Source organism: Zunongwangia mangrovi (assembly GCF_900112105.1).
GTDB classification, from domain to species: Bacteria; Bacteroidota; Bacteroidia; order Flavobacteriales; family Flavobacteriaceae; genus Zunongwangia; species Zunongwangia mangrovi.
Map to the genome: position 1 here is coordinate 112972 of NZ_FOKV01000003.1, position 22994 is coordinate 135965.

The 22994-nt window shown below is 35.3% G+C and carries 26 protein-coding genes and 1 other RNA gene; 15 read left to right on the top strand and 12 right to left on the bottom strand.

Annotated features, from left to right (window positions below):
* Window positions 1–22: 22 nt before the first annotated feature.
* The gene (locus BM201_RS08795) at window positions 23–838 is read right to left on the bottom strand and encodes a 2,3,4,5-tetrahydropyridine-2,6-dicarboxylate N-succinyltransferase (RefSeq protein ID WP_092541724.1); all 816 of its coding nucleotides are present in this window, start codon (window positions 836–838) and stop codon (window positions 23–25) included.
* Window positions 839–926: 88 nt separating this feature from the next.
* On the opposite strand from BM201_RS08795, the gene ruvX reads away from it, so the two are divergent.
* The 4 genes from ruvX (at window position 927) to BM201_RS08815 (ending at window position 3129) form a co-directional block, all read left to right on the top strand.
* Window positions 927–1331 (top strand): Holliday junction resolvase RuvX, encoded by a 405-nt coding sequence (gene ruvX, locus BM201_RS08800; protein WP_092541726.1) that lies wholly within the window; start codon window positions 927–929, stop codon window positions 1329–1331.
* Between the two features lie 156 nt (window positions 1332–1487).
* Entirely contained in the window at window positions 1488–2078 is a 591-nt protein-coding gene (def, locus tag BM201_RS08805) for a peptide deformylase (RefSeq protein WP_092541728.1), read from the top strand.
* Window positions 2079–2135: 57 nt separating this feature from the next.
* Window positions 2136–2558, top strand: a complete 423-nt coding sequence (locus tag BM201_RS08810; RefSeq protein ID WP_092541730.1) for a DUF5606 family protein — start codon at window positions 2136–2138, stop codon at window positions 2556–2558.
* A gap of 223 nt (window positions 2559–2781) precedes the next feature.
* Window positions 2782–3129: a hypothetical protein gene (locus BM201_RS08815; RefSeq protein WP_139219177.1), complete on the top strand. Its 348-nt coding sequence runs from the start codon at window positions 2782–2784 to the stop codon at window positions 3127–3129.
* A gap of 39 nt (window positions 3130–3168) precedes the next feature.
* On the opposite strand, the gene smpB is transcribed toward BM201_RS08815, so the two are convergent.
* Window positions 3169–3630: an SsrA-binding protein SmpB gene (gene smpB / locus BM201_RS08820; protein ID WP_092541734.1), complete on the bottom strand. Its 462-nt coding sequence runs from the start codon at window positions 3628–3630 to the stop codon at window positions 3169–3171.
* A 247-nt stretch (window positions 3631–3877) separates the two neighbouring features.
* On the opposite strand from smpB, the gene BM201_RS08825 reads away from it, so the two are divergent.
* Entirely contained in the window at window positions 3878–4621 is a 744-nt protein-coding gene (locus BM201_RS08825) for a DUF6503 family protein (RefSeq protein ID WP_092541736.1), read from the top strand.
* Window positions 4622–4652: 31 nt separating this feature from the next.
* Here the strand turns inward: BM201_RS08825 and BM201_RS08830 are convergent, their stop codons facing one another.
* Entirely contained in the window at window positions 4653–5417 is a 765-nt protein-coding gene (locus BM201_RS08830) for a class I SAM-dependent methyltransferase (RefSeq protein ID WP_092541742.1), read from the bottom strand.
* Window positions 5418–5432: 15 nt separating this feature from the next.
* Window positions 5433–6224 (bottom strand): hypothetical protein, encoded by a 792-nt coding sequence (locus BM201_RS08835; protein WP_092541744.1) that lies wholly within the window; start codon window positions 6222–6224, stop codon window positions 5433–5435.
* Between the two features lie 245 nt (window positions 6225–6469).
* Here BM201_RS08835 and BM201_RS08840 point away from each other — a divergent pair, with 245 nt between their 5' ends.
* Window positions 6470–7870 (top strand): NAD-dependent succinate-semialdehyde dehydrogenase, encoded by a 1401-nt coding sequence (locus BM201_RS08840; protein ID WP_092541746.1) that lies wholly within the window; start codon window positions 6470–6472, stop codon window positions 7868–7870.
* A 191-nt stretch (window positions 7871–8061) separates the two neighbouring features.
* Here BM201_RS08840 and BM201_RS08845 read toward each other — a convergent pair whose 3' ends face one another.
* On the bottom strand, window positions 8062–8607 hold the full coding sequence (locus BM201_RS08845) for a phosphoglycerate mutase family protein (protein ID WP_245758609.1): 546 nt from the start codon (window positions 8605–8607) through the stop codon (window positions 8062–8064).
* Window positions 8608–8727: 120 nt separating this feature from the next.
* Window positions 8728–9828, bottom strand: a complete 1101-nt coding sequence (locus BM201_RS08850; RefSeq protein ID WP_245758610.1) for an esterase-like activity of phytase family protein — start codon at window positions 9826–9828, stop codon at window positions 8728–8730.
* Window positions 9829–9945: 117 nt separating this feature from the next.
* On the opposite strand from BM201_RS08850, the gene BM201_RS08855 reads away from it, so the two are divergent.
* Window positions 9946–10131, top strand: a complete 186-nt coding sequence (locus BM201_RS08855; RefSeq protein ID WP_092541750.1) for a CsbD family protein — start codon at window positions 9946–9948, stop codon at window positions 10129–10131.
* Between the two features lie 79 nt (window positions 10132–10210).
* Here the strand turns inward: BM201_RS08855 and clpB are convergent, their stop codons facing one another.
* Window positions 10211–12817 carry an ATP-dependent chaperone ClpB gene (gene clpB / locus BM201_RS08860; protein ID WP_092541752.1) on the bottom strand — a complete coding sequence of 869 codons (2607 nt, stop codon included), beginning with the start codon at window positions 12815–12817 and terminating at the stop codon, window positions 10211–10213.
* Window positions 12818–12994: 177 nt separating this feature from the next.
* Between clpB and ytxJ the strand changes: the two genes are divergently transcribed.
* Window positions 12995–13390 carry a bacillithiol system redox-active protein YtxJ gene (ytxJ, locus tag BM201_RS08865; protein ID WP_092541754.1) on the top strand — a complete coding sequence of 132 codons (396 nt, stop codon included), beginning with the start codon at window positions 12995–12997 and terminating at the stop codon, window positions 13388–13390.
* Window positions 13391–13511: 121 nt separating this feature from the next.
* Window positions 13512–13721, top strand: coding sequence for a hypothetical protein (locus tag BM201_RS08870; protein WP_092541756.1), 210 nt, complete (start codon window positions 13512–13514; stop codon window positions 13719–13721).
* A gap of 57 nt (window positions 13722–13778) precedes the next feature.
* Here BM201_RS08870 and fahA read toward each other — a convergent pair whose 3' ends face one another.
* Window positions 13779–15068: a fumarylacetoacetase gene (gene fahA, locus BM201_RS08875; protein ID WP_092541758.1), complete on the bottom strand. Its 1290-nt coding sequence runs from the start codon at window positions 15066–15068 to the stop codon at window positions 13779–13781.
* Window positions 15069–15176: 108 nt separating this feature from the next.
* Here fahA and glyA point away from each other — a divergent pair, with 108 nt between their 5' ends.
* Window positions 15177–16451 carry a serine hydroxymethyltransferase gene (gene glyA, locus BM201_RS08880; protein WP_092541760.1) on the top strand — a complete coding sequence of 425 codons (1275 nt, stop codon included), beginning with the start codon at window positions 15177–15179 and terminating at the stop codon, window positions 16449–16451.
* A 74-nt stretch (window positions 16452–16525) separates the two neighbouring features.
* Here glyA and BM201_RS17995 read toward each other — a convergent pair whose 3' ends face one another.
* Complete coding sequence (locus BM201_RS17995; protein ID WP_139219179.1) at window positions 16526–16870, bottom strand: DUF6249 domain-containing protein; 345 nt, start codon at window positions 16868–16870, stop codon at window positions 16526–16528.
* Window positions 16871–17016: 146 nt separating this feature from the next.
* On the opposite strand from BM201_RS17995, the gene BM201_RS08885 reads away from it, so the two are divergent.
* Together BM201_RS08885 and BM201_RS08890 are read left to right on the top strand one after the other, a co-directional pair.
* A complete protein-coding gene (locus tag BM201_RS08885; RefSeq protein ID WP_092541762.1) occupies window positions 17017–17598 on the top strand; it encodes an RNA polymerase sigma factor in 582 nt (193 codons plus the stop codon).
* Window positions 17588–18031, top strand: coding sequence for a hypothetical protein (locus BM201_RS08890; protein ID WP_092541764.1), 444 nt, complete (start codon window positions 17588–17590; stop codon window positions 18029–18031). The genes BM201_RS08885 and BM201_RS08890 overlap by 11 nt, the downstream gene beginning before the upstream one ends.
* Before the next feature lie 45 nt (window positions 18032–18076).
* Here the strand turns inward: BM201_RS08890 and BM201_RS08895 are convergent, their stop codons facing one another.
* On the bottom strand, window positions 18077–18490 hold the full coding sequence (locus BM201_RS08895) for an acyl-CoA thioesterase (RefSeq protein WP_092541766.1): 414 nt from the start codon (window positions 18488–18490) through the stop codon (window positions 18077–18079).
* Window positions 18491–19558 carry a glutaminyl-peptide cyclotransferase gene (locus BM201_RS08900; RefSeq protein ID WP_092541768.1) on the bottom strand — a complete coding sequence of 356 codons (1068 nt, stop codon included), beginning with the start codon at window positions 19556–19558 and terminating at the stop codon, window positions 18491–18493. It abuts the gene before it with no gap.
* An 88-nt stretch (window positions 19559–19646) separates the two neighbouring features.
* On the opposite strand from BM201_RS08900, the gene ffs reads away from it, so the two are divergent.
* From ffs to fsa, 3 genes are all read left to right on the top strand, one after another.
* Window positions 19647–19745, top strand: an RNA gene (ffs, locus tag BM201_RS08905) — signal recognition particle sRNA small type.
* A 42-nt stretch (window positions 19746–19787) separates the two neighbouring features.
* Complete coding sequence (locus BM201_RS08910) at window positions 19788–20606, top strand: SDR family oxidoreductase (RefSeq protein WP_092541770.1); 819 nt, start codon at window positions 19788–19790, stop codon at window positions 20604–20606.
* Window positions 20607–20672: 66 nt separating this feature from the next.
* Window positions 20673–21329, top strand: a complete 657-nt coding sequence (gene fsa, locus BM201_RS08915) for a fructose-6-phosphate aldolase (protein WP_092541772.1) — start codon at window positions 20673–20675, stop codon at window positions 21327–21329.
* Between the two features lie 219 nt (window positions 21330–21548).
* Here fsa and BM201_RS08920 read toward each other — a convergent pair whose 3' ends face one another.
* A complete protein-coding gene (locus tag BM201_RS08920) occupies window positions 21549–22964 on the bottom strand; it encodes a TlpA family protein disulfide reductase (protein WP_092541774.1) in 1416 nt (471 codons plus the stop codon).
* Window positions 22965–22994 lie beyond the last annotated feature (30 nt).

Here is a 22994-nt window from a genome sequence, read left to right on the forward strand (position 1 = left end):
GCTGTATTACCAGAATTTTCATTTATACCGCAACATCATATTCTCTAAGCGCATCGTTTAGAGAAGTTTTTTTGTTGGTACTTTCTTTACGTTTTCCAATAATTAATGCACATGGTACATTAAATTCTCCGGCTGGGAATTTTTTGGTATAACTTCCAGGAATCACTACAGATCTTGCAGGAACAATTCCTTTCATTTCTACAGGCTCGTCACCAGTTACATCGATAATTTTTGTTGAAGCAGTAAGTACAACATTAGCGCCAAGAACGGCTTCTTTTTCTACGCGTACACCTTCTACAACGATACTACGAGATCCTAAGAATGCATTATCTTCAATAATTACAGGAGAGGCTTGTAATGGCTCTAAGACACCACCAATACCAACACCACCACTAAGGTGAACGTTTTTACCAATTTGGGCACAACTACCAACAGTTGCCCAGGTATCTACCATAGTACCTTCGTCTACGTAAGCACCAATGTTTACATAACTTGGCATCATAATAACACCACTAGAAATGTAAGCACCGTGTCTTGCCACAGCGTTTGGTACTACACGAATCCCTTTTTCTTTATAACCTTTCTTTAAAGGCATTTTATCGTGGTACTCGAAGATTCCAGCTTCAAGAGTTTCCATTTTCTGGATAGGGAAGTAAAGCACAACACCTTTCTTAACCCACTCGTTTACCTGCCAACCACCTTCAACTGGCTCGGCAGTTCTTAGTTTACCTTCGTCCAAAAGAGTAACAACTTCTCTAATAGCATCAGTAGTTTCTTTATCTTTTAACAGCTCGCGATTTTCCCAGGCTGCTTCGATTTTCGCTTTTAAGTGATCCATAAATCTAATTTTTAGCAAATATAATAGCTTCATTGTAATTTTTGGGGAGCTACGGATATAAACCTTACCTTTGCATAAATTTTGAAGTATGGCAAGAGTAATGGCATTAGATTATGGAGTAAAGCGAACGGGGATAGCCGTTACCGATGAACTTCAGATGATTGCCAGCGGACTTACCACAGTTGACACTTCATCTCTTTTAAATTTTCTCGAAGATTATTTTAAAAAAGAAAAGGTAGAAACCGTGGTGGTAGGAGAGCCAAAGCAAAAGGATAATTCGGCCAGCCAGAGTGAAGTTTTTATTGCAGAATTTCTTAAAAAATTCACCGAGAAATTTCCTGATATGAAGCTGGTACGTGTGGACGAGCGTTTTACCAGTAAAATGGCTTTTCAAACCATGATTGATAGCGGACTCAAAAAGAAGAAGCGACAAAATAAAGCTTTGGTCGATGAAGTTAGCGCAACCATTATCCTTCAGTCTTATCTTTATTAAACTTTTCAGGATTAAATAAGTCTAATTTAAGGTAGGTATTTACTTCAGAATAAATTAGATAATGTATGAGGTTTAATTATTTGAATTCAATTATACTTATTCATTATGCATTTTACAATAGAGATTACAACTTAAACAGAGATTAAAGAACAGTATATGATTTTACCAATAGTTGCCTACGGTGATCCGGTATTAAAAAAGAAGGCAAAACCAATTGATAAGGATTATCCAAAATTAGAAGAATTAATAAGTAATATGTGGGATACCATGTACAACGCTTATGGTGTTGGCCTTGCCGCTCCACAGGTTGGGGTTCCTATCAGATTATTTGTGATCGATGCCGCTCCTTTTGCTGAAGATGACGATCTAAGTGCTTCTGAAAAAGAATATTTAAAAGGATTTAAAAAGGTTTTTATTAATGCGCAGATCATCGAAGAAACCGGGGACGAGTGGGCTTTTTCTGAAGGTTGTTTAAGTATCCCAGATGTTAGGGAAGATATTTTTAGAAAACCAGAGGTAACTATCGAATATCAGGATGAGAATTTTGAAACGAAAAAAGAAACTTTTACCGGTCTAGCGGCGCGTGTAGTTCAGCATGAGTACGATCATACAGAAGGTATTCTTTTTACTGAAAAGATCTCTAGCCTTAAGAAACGCCTGATTAACGGACGTTTAAAAAAGATTTCTTCAGGAAAAATAAAAGTAGACTACAAGATGCGTTTTCCTAGCGCAAAAAAAGGTCGTTAATATTTTTGATAATTTAAAGCGGGGTGTGATATTTGCCACCCAAATTCAAACGAGACTATGGCATTAGATAAAATTTTAGCAATATCAGGAAAACCAGGTTTGTATGAGCTTGCCGCTCAAACAAGAGGCGGATTTATTGCAAAATCAATCTTAGATGGAAAAAAGATCGCTGTGAATATGCGTCACAATGTGAGCATTCTTAGCGAAATTGCGATCTATACTTATACAGAAGAAGTGCCTTTGGGGCAGGTTCTAGAAAATATTAAACAAAAAGAAGATGGTGGTGAAGCAATTAGCCACAAAGCTTCTAAAAACGAATTGGAAAATTATTTTTCTGAGGTATTACCAGATTATGATGTAGACCGGGTTTACACGAGTGATATCAAGAAAATTATCCAATGGTATAACCTTCTTACTAAAAATGGATTTACCGATTTTTCTAAAGGAGAAGAGGTTGAAGCCAGTAGTGAAGAAGAATAGTTTATAAAATTATTTCAAAACAGCGAAAGGCCTGTTTTAGCGAATTGCTAAGACAGGCTTTTTATTTCTCTGAAATTCAGATAGTTACTCGTCTCATAAATTGATGATTTGATAAAAATTAACTTATATTATTAATAAATTAACGATTTCTAATCAAATTTTAATCTAAATCCAATAATATTTTAAATTGAAGCCGATAGTTTTGATTCAAAATCAAGAACCAATGAGAACTATATTTTTATTTTGTTTTAGCCTACTTGTTTGTGGTTTTAGTTATGGCCAGGAACAACCAGAAAATGTAAAAGAAGGAGATGTTTTTACGATCAATTCTAACAGTAATTTAAAGTTCAAATCCCTAAAACTGCCAAAATTAAATATGTTGGTAAAACAGGGAGAACGACCAAATTATAAGAAATTAGACGGATTGGAAGTAGAAATTGTATCCGTAGAAAATACTAAAAAAGGAACTTTTGCAGTGCTAAAAAGAACAGACGATGAAAATTTCTTTATTCATCGAAAAACAATTAAAGCCAATTTAGATAAAGCTTTTAGTTACGGAGAGTTAAAGTAGATTAGATTATTTTTTCCAAATGAAGAGGAGTATAATTTTTTAATTATACTCCTTTTTTATGCGGTCTAGTTTACGTTTGTTATCACGATCTTTAATGGTTTCACGCTTATCGTAAAGCTTTTTACCTTTGGCAAGCGTGATCTGTAATTTTGCGAGTCCGCGGTCGTTTATAAACAATCGAAGCGGAATAATGGTTAATCCCCCGTTTTTAACTTCTTTTTCCAGTTTTCGCAATTCTCTTTTTTGCAAAAGGAGTTTACGCTCACTTTTTGGATTATGGTTAAAATGGGTAGCATGCGAATATTCTTCAACATGCATGTTTATTACATAAAGTTCACCATCCTGAAACTCACAAAAACTCTCAGCAATAGAAGCTTTACCCTGTCGTATCGCTTTAATTTCGGTTCCAGCTAATTTGATTCCTGCAACGTATTTATCCAGAAATTCATATTGAAATTTAGCCTTTCGATTTTTTATATTTATAGTGTTCGCTTGTTTCATTTAAATTGAATTTGAAATCCATTAAAATTTTCCTTTTTCCGGATTTAAAAATGGAATTCTTTTTTAATATTCAAAACCTGTTGCCAACAGGAAGTGAACTTGTATAGAAAGCAAAAATAATAAGCTTCACAAGATAATTAAATCATTTTACAAAAATCGTAACAAACAAAAGTAAGCATTCTTTTCAATTTTCCTTTAGTCTTCAATTGCTGAAAGGATTTATTATCTTTGCCGACAATTTTAATCTATGAAAAAAATTACCCTACTCCTTATAATTTCAGTATTTAGTATTTCTTGTCAGCAAAAAGAGCTTGATGCTAAAGAGATCATTAATAGATCTATTGAAGCCTCTGGCGGAAAGAAATACGATTCAGCAACAATCACTTTTAATTTTCGTGATAAGCATTATAAAAGTACCAGGAAAAATGGGCAATTTCAATTGGAGCGCCATCAGGAAGATTCTTTAGGAAATAAAATTATCGATAAATTAACCAATAATGATTTTTCTCGAACGCAGAATGAGAAGCCTGTTAACTTGCCAGATTCTACAGCCAGTGCCTACTCAAATTCGGTAAATTCTGTACATTATTTTGTGCAATTGCCTTACGGTCTAAATGGTGATGCGGTGAATAAAGATCTTTTAGGGAAAGACAGTATTAAAGGTAAAGAATATTACGAAATTAAAGTTAGTTTTAATCAAGATGGTGGCGGCACCGATTATGAAGATGAATATCTTTATTGGATCAATACCAATACATTCACGGTAGATTATCTGGCGTACAGTTATCATGTAAATGAAGGCGGAATTCGTTTTAGAGAAGCCTTTAATGAACGAATGATAAAAGGAATTCGCTTTGTAGATTATAAAAATTATGCTGAAGACGATCTTTCTACGCCTTTAGAAAGTCTTGATGAACTTTACGAAGCTGGTGAATTAGAATTATTTTCTGAAATCATTACTGAAGATGTTGAGGTTAATTTTTCAGAATAGTTTTGTTAAAAGCTGATTCTTAAATTCAATATTAGCTGTTTTTATAGGCAATTATTCTTAAACGCCTGTAATCGGCATACCAGCCATCTTTTTTTAAAAGATCCGGTTTTAGTCGGTTTTGAACTTCATTTTTAATGATTTCAGCATCATTTTCAGGAATACCTTCAAAAAAAGTCTTGCCAAACATCGAAATCCAGTCTTTTATCCCGGTTTTTTCATCGGCTAATTTGGTTGGTCGATCGTATAATTCGGCTAAACGAACTTCAAAACCTGTTTCTTCTAATATGTTGGAGTATTCAGCAATAGAAGGGAAAAACCATAAATTGATATTAGCTTGTTTTAGATAATTTTTTTCTTTCAATACGGCTTTTAGTGTCTGTTCGATTTTCTCAACATTTCCTTTACCCCCAAATTCGATAATTAAGCGACCTTTTTTATTTAAATGCTGAAACATATTCGCAGCGGCGACTTTATAGTTTTTTACCCAGTGTAAAGTGGCATTCGAGAAAATAGCATCAAATTTTTCAGCAAAATCAAAACTTTCAGCATTAGCAATTCTAAATTCCAGTTCGGGGAAATTACTTTTGGCACTTTTAATCATGGTTTCAGAAGCATCCATGCCTATAACTTTTGCTCCGCTTCTCGCAATTTCCTCAGTCAGTTGCCCGGCACCGCAACCAAGATCCAAGATCAATTCATCTTTCTTTGGTTTTAGAAGTTCGATTAGTGAACTTCCGTAGTGAAAAACAAAATCATGCTTTGTATTATATAATTTCGCATCCCAGCTTGTAGCCATTTTTTAGATTTTAGGTTAAATAGAATCGGTGCTTAAAGCAGCGGTTTCTGCTAATTCTTCTTTTAAACGGTATTTCCAGCGTAAAGTTTCAGTGTATTCCAGCCCAAAATTAGTTTCGGTTTCCAGATAATAGATCTCAGTTTCAAAATCATTAAAGATCTCGTTGTAGATTTCTTCAGCAAACTTTTGCCACTTCAGCTGCGAGTCGATATTAGCAGCATTAAAAGCTTCACGCATTTTACGCGCGTAAAGTTCCAGAAGGTCGAATTTTAGCTGGTTGTATTCTAACTGATGCTTATTTTGATAATTGGGTTGAATGTAACTGCAATCGAAAACAATTACCGGTAAAACTTCTATTCTTCCTTTACCACCAATTTTGTGGTCTTTATAATCTACATTTAGCGTAGCACAAAGAAATGATGGACGTTCGATCTTTGGAGCGCCTTTAAAATATTTCCAGCCTATTTTGTGCTCTTTACTCCAGATCAACATTTTCTGAAAAGCAAAAACATCTGTCATTTTTAGAATTTCGAATTTTATCTGGTGACAGGACGAAAAAGCTCCTGGCATTTTATGTTGGATGATCCTAATTGCATTTCCGCCAAGTTTTCTGGCTTTGGTTTTGGCAAGATCCAAAACATGTTCGTAGCTACAATCTACCGTTAAGCCACCATCTTTTAGTTGAAATTCACCAACGTGTTGATATTTGATAGAATCTGGGATCTTTTTATATTCTTCGATTATGGCGACAGCTTCGTTCTTCTTAAGCGGAGCAAATTGTTGCGTTGCTTCTCCCTTTATTTTCATTTTAGAGGCGCAGGAAAAGGCGCTAAGGATGTAAAGTAAACAAAGTAATTTTCGCATCTATAAACCGAAATGAAAATTAAATTTAGCGAATTAATATGAAAATGAATTCAGTTTCTAAACGAACAATTAATACATGGCGTAATTCTGTTAACAAATCTCAATTAACGTGAATTTCGAAAAGCTTTAACGGGGCTTTATCAGCAAAGCCTGAAGTCCTATCGTACCTTAGAAAAAAATTAAAAGCTATGAGTACATTAATTGAAAACGATGTTATTACAACGATTAATCCAACAACAGGAGAAAAACTTAAGGATTATCCGTTAATGACCAATGAAGAAGCTAGTGAAGCAGTTAAGAAATGTCACGAAGCTTTTGTAGACTGGAAACACAAATCTTTAGAAGAAAGAGGAGCAGTTCTTAAAAAGATTGCTGAAACTCTTAGAGATTATAAATCTGAATTTTCTCAGCTAATGACCCAAGAGATGGGGAAATTAGTGAGTCAGGGAGAAGAAGAAATTGAGCTTTGTGCTACAATTTGTGAATATACTGCTGAAAATGGCGCAAAAGAATTACAAAATGAACCAGAACGTGAATTACCAGGTGGTGGTCGCGGAATTATAACATATTCTCCTATTGGTGTGATCTACGGAATCCAACCATGGAATTTCCCAGCATACCAGGTAGTACGATATGCTATCGCAAATCTAATGGCCGGAAACGGAGTGTTATTGAAACATGCTGAAGGAACTACAGGATCTGGTTTAATGCTAGAGGAAATCTTTGAAAGAGCTGGTTTACCTAAAAACTTATTTAAAGTATTGATCATCGATCACGATCAGTCTAATGATATTATCGATAATGATTTTGTAAGAGGCGTAACTTTTACAGGAAGTCCAAACGGTGGTAGGGCAGTAGCAGAAAAAGCTGCAGGAAACCTTAAAAAGACCGTACTGGAACTAGGATCAAATGATGCGTATTTAGTATTAGATGATGCAGATCTTGACACTGCAGTAGAATGGAGTGTGAAAGGTAGAATCTATAATAATGGTGAAACCTGCGTGGCTGCAAAAAGATTTGTAGTGACAGAGAAGAATTATGATGCGTTCTTAGAAGCATTTACAGAAAAAATGAAGAACGTAAAAATGGGAGATCCTACAAATGAAGATTCGCAGATAGGACCGATGGCACGTAAAGATCTTCGCGAAAAATTACACGATCAGGTAGAAGAAAGTGTGAAAAACGGAGCAAAAGTGCTTTGTGGTGGCGGAATTCCAGATGGTGAAGGATATTTTTATCCAGCAACTGTACTGGCAAATGTAAACCCAGGACAGCCAGCTTACGACGATGAGCTTTTTGGCCCGGTAGCTTCTGTTATTAAAGCGAAAGACGACGAAGATGCTATGAGAATTGCTAACGATAGTAGATTTGGTCTTGGTGGCGGAATTTTCTCTAAAGATGAGAAAAAAGCGATCGAGCTAGCCGAAAAGCATTTTGATACCGGAATGGTATTTATTAACTCTTTTGGCGTGGCACAACCAAATATGCCATTTGGAGGAGTTAAAAATTCTGGATATGGTAGAGAACATGGTGGCTTTGGAATTAAAGAATTTGTAAACACCAAAGCTATCAATATTCTAGAAGGATAATATTGAACAATTAAAAGACGCTGGATTTAGTTTCAGCGCAATTGGTTGGAGAAAAAGCCGTGAATTAGTTTTCACGGCTTTTTGCATTGGCACCGCCAAAGGGAATAATACTCCCAAAGCTTACCACGAGATTACAAATTTACTTCCATTAATGTGAGCTTGTAACGAGTTGGTTTACTTGTGGATTTTCTTTAATTGATCGTTAGATTTTCGATCGTATTTTCTCCATTTGGATTAACCTGAACGATAAATAATTTACCGTGTTGTGATTCATCAATATCGTTTTGAAAATGTTCTTTTCCTAAAACGCCGTTTGCGAAGTAAGGTGTCGTATTAGTATGTCCAACTACCAGTACTTTTTTACCTTCGGTTGCTTTTTTAAATGCTTCGGAATTTAATTTAGTGTGATCGTAGATTTCAACTTTAAGACTTTTACTTTCAGCTGTAGGTTTCCCGGTTTCTATAGTTCTAATAAAATCTGAACTATACACGGCATCAAAATCAACTTCAGCAAAAATAGCTTTCCATTTTTGGGCGCGCTCTTTTCCTTCTTCGGTTAAAGCGGGATTGCGGTTACCGGTATCTGTAGTGTCTTTTTCAGCATGTCTTATAAAATAATAAGTGCTGATTTTCTCTAATTTTGGTTCATTTTTTTGTTCTTTTTTCTTCGGTTGTTGCTGGCAGGAAATTGATAAGAAAAGAAAGCTTAAGAATAAATATTTGATAATTTGTTTCATATTTTTTAGTTGGTTTAGTTTGAATTTTAAATTTTACAGAAATCGGTCATATTTGGGTTTTGTCACCCTGAACCTGCCTCGCCGGCTGGCAGGCTTGATTCAGGGTCTCATCACCATAATTTATTCTTTAATATCAATTTCTAAAAGAATAAGCTGCGTTATTTGTCGCCCGAAGCTATTAAAATTATTGTCTGAAATTACTAATAAAGACTGTTTCCCATTTTCGAGTTTTGGGCCAAAGCATATTCCTTCTATATTATCAATTATTTTATCGGTGAGTTGATCTTTTACCGATTTAAAATCAAAGACCAAACGTTTTCTGGCCGGTGAAAAACTGGCTTTTTTTAGTGATTCTTTTTCCAGGATATTGGTTGCTCTTTTCGTATCAACATCAAAAATTTTCACTGTATTGCTATGCGATCCATGTCCTGCGGAATAAGCGCGTTCTAAAACAAGAAAATTGCCCGGTTTGTATTCTAAAAGCTCGGTTACGCCATTAATTGCAAAATAGTTCCAAGGGATTTTTGAAATTCCGTCTAATCGATACGCAAATTGATTGGTTGCTTCCATCGATTCTTTATCAAAATAGGTAATTCTGGTAAAAGATTTTGTTGGAAATAATTTGGGTTTAGGGCCATCTTTTTCTAGCGGAAGTTCTGTAGCTACCCAAATTCCTTTTTTATCTGAAGCTTCGGTTAAACCTTCAAAAACTCCGTTATGCCTAGGTTTTTGTTCTCCGGTTGCTGTAAAATGCTGCGGAATTTTAAAAGCTTCTTTAAAATTACCATTTTCGTCTAAAATAAATACTGAAGGATCTTTTTCGTTATTTATACTCCCTTCACTGCTAATGTAAACCTGGTTTTCTTCAGTGGAAAATCGAATCGCTTCAGGATCTAATGTATGTTCCTTGAAAAATTCAGCAGATCTTTCGATTATTACCGTTTTTTTGAAGTTTACAGTATCAATTTTATTTCCGGAGAGATCAATTTCAGCTTCGTAAAAGCGGGCATCAGAAGGTGTATCGACGATAAAGTAATATTTGCCGTTTTTATAATCAATTCCAGATAATCCGCCGACTTTAGTATCGTCTAAGGTAAGATCTTTATCGATCACATATTCGTCCCGAAACTTAATTTTTATTCTGTCGTCTTCTATTTTTCTGGTGGTCGCGCAAGAACAAAAAAGCAGGCCTAGAATGGCCAATATTGGTAATTTCTTCATCATCATTTTTTTCAGGATAAAAATAACAAAAGCTTAAGTAAAATATGGCGATTTGTTATGATGAATCTATTGAGTATTGAAGTAAATTTATATTGTTAACCAAAAAAATCAAGTGTTATGAATAATGATCAATTAGAAGGAAAATGGAAACAGATGCAGGGTGAATTCAAACAGAAGTATGGAGAAGTAACCGATGATGATGCAACCTATGCTGAAGGAAAATTTGATGAAATGCTTGGAAGGTTACAGGAAAAAACCGGCAAAACCAAGCAGGAATTGAAGTACGAGATAGAGCAGTGGTAATTTAATACTTTATGAAGGTAATAAGAAAGGGACTGTAATTTACAGTCCCTTTTTTAGTGCTTATTTTTTCTTTTTTCGATTACTCAGAAGCAGTTAGTTCTTCCTGATTTCTGAATACTAAATTATCATCAAACTCATCCAATAATATGATACTATCGGTATGAATATTTCCAGAAAGAATCTCTTTAGAAAGTTTATTCAACACTTCTTTCTGTACGGTTCTCTTCACTGGTCGTGCACCAAATTGTGGATCGAAACCTCGTCTTGCAAGGAAATTCAATGCCTGTTCTGTAGCATCTAAAACAATGTTTTGTTTTGCCAGCATTTTCTTCACACCTTTTAACTGAAGATCTACAATTCGTTTAATATCTTTTTGTGTTAATGGAGTGAACATTACGATATCGTCGATACGGTTTATAAACTCTGGTCGTACACTTTGTTTTAGTACACCAAGAACTTCGGTTTTTGCAGCTTCCATTGCAGTTTCTACATCCTGGATCGCTTCAAATTTCTCCTGAATAATCTGGCTTCCCATATTCGAAGTCATTATAATGATGGTGTTCTTAAAGTCGGCCAAACGTCCTTTGTTGTCTGTTAAGCGTCCTTCATCAAGTACCTGTAACAGGATATTGAACGTGTCTGGATGCGCTTTTTCGATCTCATCTAAAAGTACAACTGAATATGGTTTACGTCTCACCGCTTCAGTTAACTGCCCACCTTCGTCGTAACCAACATATCCCGGAGGTGCACCAACTAAACGGCTAACCGAATGACGCTCCTGGTATTCACTCATGTCGATTCTGGTCATGGCAGATTCGTCATCGAATAAATATTCTGCTAGTGCTTTCGCTAATTCAGTTTTACCAACTCCGGTTGTTCCCAGGAATAAGAAGGATCCAATTGGTCTATTTTGATCCTGTAATCCAGCACGACTTCTACGAACGGCATCACTTACGGCAACAATTGCTTCTTCCTGTCCTACAACGCGACGGTGTAATTCGTCTTCTAGTCGAAGTAATTTTTCACGTTCGCTTTGTAACATTTTAGTTACCGGAATTCCCGTCCATTTTGCAACAACTTCAGCAATATCATCGTTAGTAACTTCTTCCTGAATCAAAGATTTACCACTTTCTTTTTGCTGAACTTCTTTTTGAAGGCGCTCCAATTTCTCCTGTGCTTCTTTAATTTTACCATAACGTAGCTCAGCAACCTTTCCGTAGTCACCTTCACGCTCAGCACGCTCGGCTTCCAGTTTATATTCTTCGATTTCAGATTTAGCGCCCTGGATGTTATCTACAACTTCTTTCTCATTTTTCCATTGTGCATGTATTTCGTTTCGCTCTTCCTTAAGATTCGCTAAATCTGCACGTAAAGATTTTAGTTTTGCTTCATCTTTTTCGCGCTTAATTGCTTCGATCTCGATTTCCAGCTGCATGATCTTACGATCTAAAACATCTAATTCTTCTGGTTTAGAGTTGATTTCCATTCGAAGTTTAGAAGCAGCTTCATCCATCAGATCGATCGCCTTATCTGGCAAAAATCGGTTAGTGATATAGCGTTGCGATAATTCTACCGCTGCGATAATCGCTTCATCCTTAATTCTTACTTTATGGTGTTGCTCGTACTTTTCTTTAATACCACGAAGTATCGAGATCGCACTTTCGGTATCTGGTTCTTCAACCATCACTTTTTGAAAACGACGCTCTAAAGCTTTATCTTTTTCAAAATATTTTTGATATTCATCCAAAGTGGTCGCTCCAATCGCTCTTAGTTCACCACGAGCAAGCGCAGGTTTTAAAATGTTTGCGGCATCCATCGCGCCCTGGCCACCACCGGCACCAACAAGTGTGTGAATCTCATCGATAAAAAGAACAATATTACCATCGCTGCCGGTTACTTCTTTAATTACCGCTTTTAAACGTTCCTCGAATTCTCCTTTAAATTTAGCTCCGGCAATTAGTGCACCCATATCTAAAGAGAAAATTTGTTTCTCCTTAAGATTTTCAGGAACGTCACCAGCTACGATACGATGTGCTAAACCTTCAGCAATCGCAGTTTTACCAGTACCTGGTTCACCAACAAGCATTGGGTTGTTCTTGGTTCTACGCGATAAGATCTGTAAGATTCGGCGTATTTCTTCATCTCTACCAATTACAGGATCCAGTTTTCCGGTTTCTGCTAGCTGGTTAAGGTTTTTTGCATACTTATTTAAAGAGTTATACGTATCTTCAGCACTTTGAGAAGTTACACGATCACCTTTTCTTAATTCTTCGATAGCTGCCTTTAAACCTTTTTCAGTTGCTCCCTGATCTTTTAAGATCTGAGAAACTTTGCTGGAAGATTTAAAAATTGCCAGGATCAAATGTTCTACAGAAACGTACTCATCGTTCATTTTTTTGGCAATGCTCGATGCTTCATTTACTGTTTTGCCGGCCTCCCGACTTAATATGATATCGCCACCGCTAACTTTTGGAAAACTCTGAAGCGTGTTATCCAGAATTTGATTGAAGAGGTTAACGTTAATGTTCAACTTTTTCAGCAAAAATGGAGTTACATTTTCATCTACGATCGTGATCGCTTTAAATAGATGTTCGTTCTCGATTTGCTGATGGCCCATTTCCTGAGCAAGCTGTTGCGCCTGCTGAATAGCCTCCTGTGATTTTATTGTGAAATTATTAAAATTCATAGTCTTTTGTTTTTTGATTTCTAAATAGCAAATCCTATACCTTACGAATAATTGGACAAATTGACATTATTTTTAAATAATCTTAAGACAAAACGACAGTTTTTGTATTTATACTGAAAATCTTTTAAATTGGGTAAGCATCTGGTTTTAAGGTGTATCTTTGCAAAAAATTTAAGTATGGGAATTTTTGATAAAATGTTTGGAGGAGGAGAGAATGAATCTAATAATCAATCTAAGGTGAATTGGAGGCCGTTAACCGATATTTCTGAGGTCGAAGTTGCAGAAATGGAATCACAGCAGCAACTAGTAGCAATTTTAAAACATTCTACTCGATGCGGAATTAGCCGAATGGTGTTAAGACAATTTGAAAATTCTTATGATCTTCCTGAAGATGCTGAGGTTAAATTATACTTTTTAGACCTGCTTAGTCATCGTGATATTTCTAATGAAATCGCAGATCGATTTAAGGTAAGGCACGAGAGCCCACAGCTCATCATACTTCAGCAAAAACAAGTAGTTCATCATAGTTCTCACCAAGATATCGACGTGAATAATATCAAGGAATTCTTATAATATTTGAATATTTTCTTTTTTTAATTTAAATTTAGAAACCATTGTTAAAGATTATTAATCAATATGTCAAAAAGATTCATCATTTGTAATTTTGGATCAGGTTTAAAGATTAATCACAGTTATGGATAAAGAGATAGATTTTAAAGAACTTGAAAAAAGATGGGAAGCCATCAAGAAAAGTCAGGATAACGACAGACAACAGCGAGAGTTCCAAGATTACAGCGAAGCTAATTTGCCTGAAGATCGAAAGAAAGGCGGATCTAGCGACGAGAAAAAAGCTGCTGAGGCGGCGATGCGCGAGTCGAGGGAATTTAGAAGCTACAGTCGATAAAATAAAAAAAGCTGCCATGATCTGGCAGCTTTTTTTATGACCTATATTTAGGAATAGTTATTTCTTTTTAGGTTCGAATACTGGTAAAATCTTGGTGTTAATTTCACCAAAACCAATTCGTATGCTCTCATTTTCACAGTGACCTCTCATAATTACCGTATCATTATCTTCGATAAAGCTACGAGTGCTGCCGTCACCTAATTTTATTGGTTTTTCTCCTTTCCAAGAAAGTTCTAACATGCTTCCGTAGGTATCTGGAGTTGGACCAGATATGGTTCCAGATGCCATCATATCTCCAGAATTTACCGGGCAACCATTAATAGTATGATGCGCCAACTGTTGACTCATATTCCAATACAAATACTTATAATTTGTCTTACTGAGTAAGTTTTCCTCGCTACCTTCTGGTTTTAGATAAACTTCAAGATTAATATCGAAACTCTTTTTACCTGTGTATTTTAAATAAGACATCAGTTCTTTTTCTGGATCTGGTCCTTCAGTTCTAAAAGGTTCCAAAGCATCCATGGTTACGATCCATGGCGAAATAGAAGAAGCAAAGTTTTTAGCTAAGAAAGGTCCAAGTGGTGCATATTCCCATTTCTGAATATCGCGAGCACTCCAATCGTTAAACATTACCATTCCGAAGATATATTCTTCAGCTTCATCAACAGGAATTGGTTCTCCTAATAAATTAGCATCTGTAGTAATAAAAGCCATTTCCATTTCAAAATCTACCTGTTTTGATGGTCCAAATACAGGTTCTTTAGCATCTTCTGGCATTGTTTGGCCTTTAGGACGATGAATAGGAATATGGCTGGTAACGATCGAAGAGCTTCTACCATGATAACCTACGGGGATGTGCAGCCAATTTGGTAACAGAGCATTTTCTTTATCCCGAAACATGCTCCCAACGTTGGTTGCATGCTCTTTGCTTGAGTAGAAATCTGTATAATCGCCAACCTGCACCGGCATTTGCATTTCTATTTCATCTAAAGTAAATAGCACTACATTTCGATGTTCCTGGTTGTTCTTTAAAGCTTCGTTGTTTTCGTCAAAGATTTCAGCAATTCTATTTCTTACTAATCTCCACGTTTTTTTTCCGTCAGAAATAAAATCATTTAAAGTATCCTGAAGGAAAATATCATCGGTTAAAGGAATTCCCTCAAAATAACCAAGCTGATGTAGTGCACCAAGATCGATCGCAAAATCACCGATTCTGGTTCCAATGGTAATGATATCATCTCTGGTTAAAAATACACCAAAAGGAATGTTCTGGATCGGGAAATCGGTATCTTTAGAAATCTCCAACCAGGTTTTTCTTTTTGGATCGTTTGCGGTAATTGACATAGAAAAATAAGAATTTGTTAAAATCTGATTGATTCAAATATATTATTTTCCTGTAATTAACCGAATGTATTTATTACTTTTGATGAATATTTAACGTAAATATTTAAGATGCAACGAGATACAAAAATTTTTGATTTAATCGAGAAGGAAAAAGAGCGTCAACTACATGGTTTAGAGCTTATTGCAAGTGAGAATTTTGTTAGTGATCAGGTAATGGAAGCTGCCGGATCTGTACTTACCAACAAGTATGCTGAAGGTTATCCTGGCAAAAGATATTACGGTGGATGTGAAGTAGTAGATGAAGTAGAGCAATTAGCCATCGATCGTTTAAAAGAACTTTTTGGGGCAGAGTATGCAAACGTACAGCCACATTCTGGTTCGCAGGCAAATACAGCTGTTTTCCAGGCATGTTTAAAACCTGGCGAGAAATTCTTAGGATTTGATCTTTCTCATGGAGGGCATTTAACACATGGTTCTCCGGTAAACTTTTCAGGAAGATTATATGAGCCTGTTTTCTACGGAGTAGATAAAGAAACCGGACTTATTGATTACGATAAAGTTGCAGAGATTGCAGAAAAAGAAAAACCAAAAATGATTATCGCGGGAGCCTCAGCGTATTCTCGTGAGATCGACTATAAACGTTTTAGAGAGATCGCAGATAGCGTAGGTGCTATTTTATTTGCAGATATCGCACACCCTGCAGGTCTTATCGCAAAAGGTGTTATAGGAGACCCAATTCCGCATTGTCATATTGTAACATCAACAACCCACAAAACACTTCGTGGTCCACGTGGGGGAATTATCATGATGGGGAAAGATTTTGATAATCCTTTTGGAGAAAAATTGAAAAATGGAAATCTTAAGAAAATGTCAGCTATTTTAAATAGTGCTATTTTCCCAGGAAATCAAGGTGGTCCTTTAGAGCACATCATCGCTGCAAAGGCAATTGCTTTTGGAGAAGCGTTAACCGATGAGTTTTTACATTATGCTGTACAAGTGAAGAAAAACGCTAAAGTAATGGCTGAGGCTTTTGTTGAAAAAGACTATCAAATTATTTCTGGCGGAACCGATAATCATTGTATGCTTATCGATCTTAGAAATAAAGAGGTGAGCGGTAAAGAAGCGGAAGAAGCTTTAACTAAAGCAGATATTACCGTAAATAAAAACATGGTGCCATTTGACGATAAATCACCATTTGTAACTTCTGGGATTAGAATTGGTACTGCTGCAGTAACTACGAGAGGTTTGGTTGAAAAAGATATGCCTAAGATCGTAGAATTGATCGATAAGGTAATTTCTAATATTGATGACGATGCTAAATTAGCAGAAGTAAAATCTGAAGTGAATGCCTTAATGCATGGTCGTCCACTTTTTAAAGCTTAAGCTGTATTTACCAATATTATATAAAAAAGCTACCAATTTTGGTAGCTTTTTTTGTTCGTAAATGGATCGATCGATTATAATTTCATCTTACGGGTTAGGTAAAAACCTAAGAGTAAAAATGCTCCGGGAGTAAAGAATAAGCTACCCACGTAAGCCAGGTCTCCACTTAAAATGGTATAAGTTTCAAGAAGATTTCCGATAAGAAATCCCAAGCCAACACCCATTAAGACAAGCGATAAATTTAATAGGATAACTGCCCAAACCGGTGACGATCTATCTTTTCTAAATTTAAATATAGAGGCATCCTTATCATGTTCGATAAGCGCAAGACGCTCTTTGTTTCTCGTTTGAAAAAACAGGAAAAAAATACCAAAGATGCAGGCAAAAAGAGAGATACATATAATAATAGCTGGATTCATATTTTTAATTTTATTTGATTAATGACAATTTTTTTAAGCGCTTTCAAAAGTTAAGACGATACTTTGTAAAAACAGGTTACAAATTAATTCAAGAAAAGAGGAAAATTAATGTAACCAGGTTTTCTTAGTCGTCGTCATATACTAAAATGACCATCAAAAAAGACCAATTACTCATCGATCAAATCCTGGGTGGAGATAAGCAAATATTCTCTGTCCTGGTAGATCGTTATAAAAATTTGGTGTTTACCTTATGTTTGCGATTACTAAAAAATAGGGAAGAGGCCGAAGAAGTTGCTCAAGATAGTTTTGTGAAAATCTATAAATCTCTAAATAAATTTAAAGGAGAAGCAAAATTTTCGACCTGGGTGTATCGAGTAACCTATAATAATTGTCTTGATTTTTTGAAGGCTAAAAAACGTAAATTTCAGGAGTTAAGTGTAGATGCTTATGATGGTTTTGAGATTCAAGATTTAGATAATGCTATTGATATTCTTGAAGAAAAGGAGCGAAAATCGGCGATTTTGAGTTGTATTAATATGCTGAATGAGGACGATGCATTTTTGCTAACTTTACATTATTACGAAGACCAGTCGGTTAAAGAAATTGCTGAAATTATGAATTTATCGGTAGCTAACGTTAAAGTAAAATTATACCGAGGCCGTAAACAACTGGCGGTTATTTTAAAAAGAAGATTGTCGAATGATATGTTGCTGAATTATGGAAAATAAAGAAATGAAATTAGACGAATTTACTCAGAAAATTTTCAGTGAAACAAGCCTGGAAACTCCTTCATTCAATTTTACCGATAAGGTAATGGCTAATCTTCCTGAAATTAATTCAGCTAAAATAAAAAGCGCGAAAACTTCAGTTGAAAAAATAAAATATGAGCCATTAATCACTAAAACCGGCTGGGGGATGATCGCGGCTTTTGTAGCGATATTGTTGATTTCAGCATATTTTTCTTCCGCAGTAAACGCTTCAGGGGTAATGATCGATAAATGGGGTAAGCTGAAATCTGTTTTTAATTTTTCTATTGAAATGCCCAATATCGATATTTTGAATACAGATGTTTTGGCGATTTCTATAGCACTTTTTACCGCTTATTTTTTATTAGAAATTTTTCTACTGAATAACTGGATGAATAAAAAGAATTTTGCCTAATAATCGAGATTAAATACCTTCTAGTTTTTTTCGAGAAGGTTAATCTTAAACTGATTTTTCCTGAAATAAAACCTTCATATTTTCATCGATTCTTGCCGGGCGTTTAGACTCGTGGCTCATTAAACACCAGGTGGTTTTTGCCTGGGCCAGAACTTTATCGGTCTTTTTATTTTTAATACTTACGTGTCTTATAGAAGTCACATTGGTGATTTGATCTACGTAAGTTTGTAGCAGAATTTCGTCGTCTAAAAAAGCCTGTTGTTTATAATCGATCTCGTGTCGAACCACTACCCAAAAAAATTCTTCTTTTTGAGCTGCTGAAGCGCGATCTTCCCAATGGCCTTTTGCTACATCCTGGATCCACTGCACATATTGTACATTATTTACGTGGTTTTGTTCATCAAGATCGATTTGGCTAACCTTGATCTCCATTTCAAAAATCTGGGGAGTCGTGATCATTTATTTTTCGACGATTTTTACTTCGAATAATTTATCCCAGTGTTTACCGGTTACAAAAAGCTGTTTAGTATGAGGATTGTATGCAATACCATTTAAAACATGGTTCACCTCGCTAAGTTCGTTTTCGTTACCTAATTTATTTCTTAAACCTCTAAAATCGATGAGACCAACAATGGCTCCGTTCTTAGGATTAATAATCGCTACGCCATCTTTCTGGTAGGTGTTTGCATAAATAAGACCATCTACCCATTCTAACTCATTCATTTTAGAATTAATGCTTTTGTGGGTTGCGATTTGGATATAATTTTCTTCGGCGAAAGTTTCAGGGTTTAAAAGCCAGATCTTTTCTGTGCCATCACTTTTATAAATATGTTCGCCATCATTACAAAGTCCCCAGCCTTCTTCACTTTGGTTATAACTAAAGGTTCCTTTTTTCTCAAAAGTTTCGCGATCGTAGATATAACCTTCTTTTGCCTGCCAGGTAAGTAAAATGATCTGGTCATTAAAAATGGTCATTCCTTCTCCAAAAACCGAGTTATCTAAATCGATAATCTGTAAAACTTCACCGGTTTCTAGATCTACTTTTCTAAGATCAGATTCGCCATATTCGCCTGTACTTTCGTATAAAGTATCGTTTAAAAATTCTAATCCTTGTGTGTAAGCTTCTGGATCGTGAGGATACGTGTTTACGATCTCGTAAGTGTAGGCTTTTGGTGGGGTGTCATTAAATATTTTGATCGACTTATTGGTGGTATCTTTTTGGCCTTCGTAATAAACTTCAGCCTTTAGGGTTTGATTTCCTAAAAGTTGATTTTTAAGCGGAATATCAAAAGACCAGTTTGGTGATTTTGCGGTTACTTTTTCTGTATTTAAATAAACGATAACTGAGTCGATACTGAACTCTTTTTTGTTTTCAATTTGCCCTGAAATGCTCTCGCCAAGCTGAAATTCTTTCTTATTTTCATCAGTTTTGATACTAAAATGCGATTTTTTTGAGCCAGAATTGCTTCCGCAGGAAAAATATAAAAAAGCTAATGTTAAGATTAACAGAGATTTAAGTTTCATCATCTTCTAAAGTCCTATTTTGTATGGCTAAATTAACCAATTCTGTTTAAAAAATGCTTGCCAGAAGTGCTAAAGATTGTATATTTGCACCCGGCAAGTCCCACACAACCAGCTCCTGCTGAATCCCCCAGGGCGGGAACGCAGCAAGGGTAGGCGGTCGTAGCGGTGTGATGTGGGTCGCTTGCCTTTTTTTGTATCTGGAAATTAGCAAAATTAATCGCATATTTGCCTTATGAAAACAGATACTCTTTCTCACAAAGTAGTTTTTATTACCGGTGGCTCTTCAGGAATTGGTAAAGCAATTGGCGACTATTTAAATCAGCATAATTTTAAAGTATATGGTACCAGCAGAAATTCTGCCGGAAAATCATCAAATTTTAATCTTATAGATTTAGATGTTACTAATGAAGATAGTATCTTTAATGCAGTAAAATTAGTTTTAGAAAAAGAAGGACGAATTGATATTTTGATCAATAATGCCGGTGTTGGAATTACCGGTCCTTTAGAGGAAACGCCAACACCAGAAATTCGTAAAGCTTTTGAAACCAACTTTTATGGTCCCATAAATGTTTGCAAAGCAGTTTTACCGGTGATGCGAAAGCAAAACGAAGGTCTTATAATTAATGTGACATCGATAGCAGGTTATATGGGCTTACCATATCGCGGAATCTATTCGGCTTCTAAAGCGGCTTTAGAAATTGCTACCGAAGCTTTTAGAATGGAAGTAAAGGGCTTCAATATAAAAATGACCTGTGTTGCTCCTGGTGATTTTGCAACTAATATTGCCTCTGGGCGTTATCATGCTCCTGTTTTAGACGATTCTCCTTATAAGCAATCTTACGGAGATTCTTTAAAATTGATGAATGAGCATGTAGATGCGGGACAGGATCCAGATATGATGGCGAAAGCTGTACTTAAGATTATAGAAGAAAAAGAGCCTAAAGGACATTATAAAGTAGGGGAGCTTTTGCAAAAAGCGAGTATCGTACTTAAGAAGATCTTACCCGATAGAGCCTACGAAAAAATGCTTATGAATCACTATAAATTGTAAAAAGTGATTAAATGTGTTATTTTTACACTTAAATAAAATTAAGAATAAACTTATAAAACTTGAAATATGAAATTTTTTATCGACACCGCTAACCTCGATCAAATTAAAGAGGCTCAGGAATTAGGTGTATTAGATGGTGTGACTACAAATCCTTCGTTAATGGCTAAAGAAGGAATCACAGGAAAAGAAAACATTATAAATCACTATAAAAAGATCTGTGAGATCGTAACTGGGGATGTAAGTGCCGAGGTTATTTCTACAGATTTCGAAGGAATTATTAAAGAAGGAGAAGAGCTTGCTGCACTTCACGATCAAATTATCGTAAAGGTACCAATGATCAAAGAAGGAATTAAAGCAATTAAGCATTTCTCTGATAAAGGAATCAAAACGAACTGTACATTAATTTTTTCTGTTGGTCAGGCTTTATTAGCGGCTAAAGCAGGGGCAACTTATGTATCTCCTTTCTTAGGTCGTTTAGACGATATTTCTACTAATGGTCTTAACCTTATCGAAGAAATTAGATTGGTATATGATAACTACGGATTCGAAACTGAAATCTTAGCAGCTTCTATTCGTCACACAATGCACGTGATCGACTGTGCTAAAATTGGTGCAGATGTAATGACTGGTCCTTTATCTTCTATCGAAGGTTTATTAAAACATCCTTTAACTGATATTGGATTAGAAAAATTCTTAGCAGATTATAAAAAAGGAAACGAGTAATCGTTAGTTCTGTATAAAATAAAAAAGCTGCCTTTTGGCAGCTTTTTTTATGTCTTGTTTTTTCGAATCAAATTTATTCTGAAAAAAGATCTTAGAAAATATAGAATCTTAGTAATTAATATTCGATGTTCTAGTGAACAATTTTTTCAGAAGCTAAATCAGGTAATAATACTCAGAAATTCAGATGAAATAAAAAGTCTGAAGTAAATTTTGGGCGACTTATTGATTAATAAATTCTACCAATTTAGACTCAAATTCTGGCGAAGAACTAAGCGCGATGTCTCCTTTTATAATCACAGCATCCTTATCTATAAAGTTTAAGCGGTATAAGTATTTAGTAGCAAAATCGCTTCCAAATTCCCTGCGAGCAATTTGATATTGATTTTCAGTGCCGTAGTTGTTTTCTTCTAAGATTCTTAGCCACTTATTTTGCTGTCCCATGTCTAGATTTACACCAATAAAATCTAATTCTGGATATTTTTCCTGTAGATTTTTTATAGTTCTAAATTGCCAGATGTAGCGACGAATATTGTTTGCAGACCATAGATAAACAATAGTTTTTTGATCTACAACATCCCCATAAGTAACCTCTTCACCTTTGGTGTTTAAAATACTTAAATCTGCAAGCGATTTCCCGGTAAAGTAATTGGTTTGGATATTGGCCAACTGATTTATTTGATCTATTTCTTCATAATCCAGGCCTTTAGCGAAATTTAGAACTTTTGCTAAATCTTTTTCGTTCGATGCCATGGTTACTGCCTTACTAAGTAAAATATCTAAAAATTTATTTTTTATAGCAGGTGTGTTAGACAGCGAATCTATAAGAGTGGCTCTTCTTTTAATGTTATCGAAGTTAGAAACATTAAAACACTCTCTATCCTTGTGTTCTTCCAGGCAAAACTCAACGGCTCTGGTTCGAAGGTAATCATCGATAGTGTTGGTGTAAACGTAATAATTTTGAAGAAGTTCGTTATTGAAATCTATTGAATCTCTATAATCATTAAAATCTTCAGGAATTAGTTTTACAAATTCCGGGTGATATTTTTTAATAAGATAGGTGTATCGCTCTCGAAGATCGTAAAATTCATAATCGATACCCTGTCGCGCAATTTTATTGAAGGTTTCGCTAAGATCTTGCTTAGCGGTATTTTCTTCAAACTCTTCAATCCTTTTGTTGTGGATAGAATCACTAATTTGCTCAAACTCTTCAGGCTTGATCTTGTAATAATTTAAAACAAGATCGTTATTGGCTCTATTGCGAAGAAAAAGATTCAGTAAAAACGAACTTTCTTTACTTCCTCTTCCGCTAAAATTCAATGAGCGATCAAAATCATAAGTGTTCACCCAAACCATAATGCTATCGCCAGGCTCAAGATAGACTACCTGATTTTCTGGATTATGCTGAAGAGTATAAATTCCCGGAGTAATATCTTCTAAATATTCACCAAATTGGTTTTCGGTGTTTAAGGAAAGTGTATCTACAATTTCCTGATCTTTGGATAAGATTACATATTTTAAGTTTGGATTTACAATTTTACCACCTAGGTAAACGCGTTCACTATTGGTGCTGTTATCGTTGCAACCAACTAGTGAAACTAAAGAAGAAATAATACCTAACAGTAAAAATTTTCTCATCCAAATAAATATAATCTCATATCAAAAAGT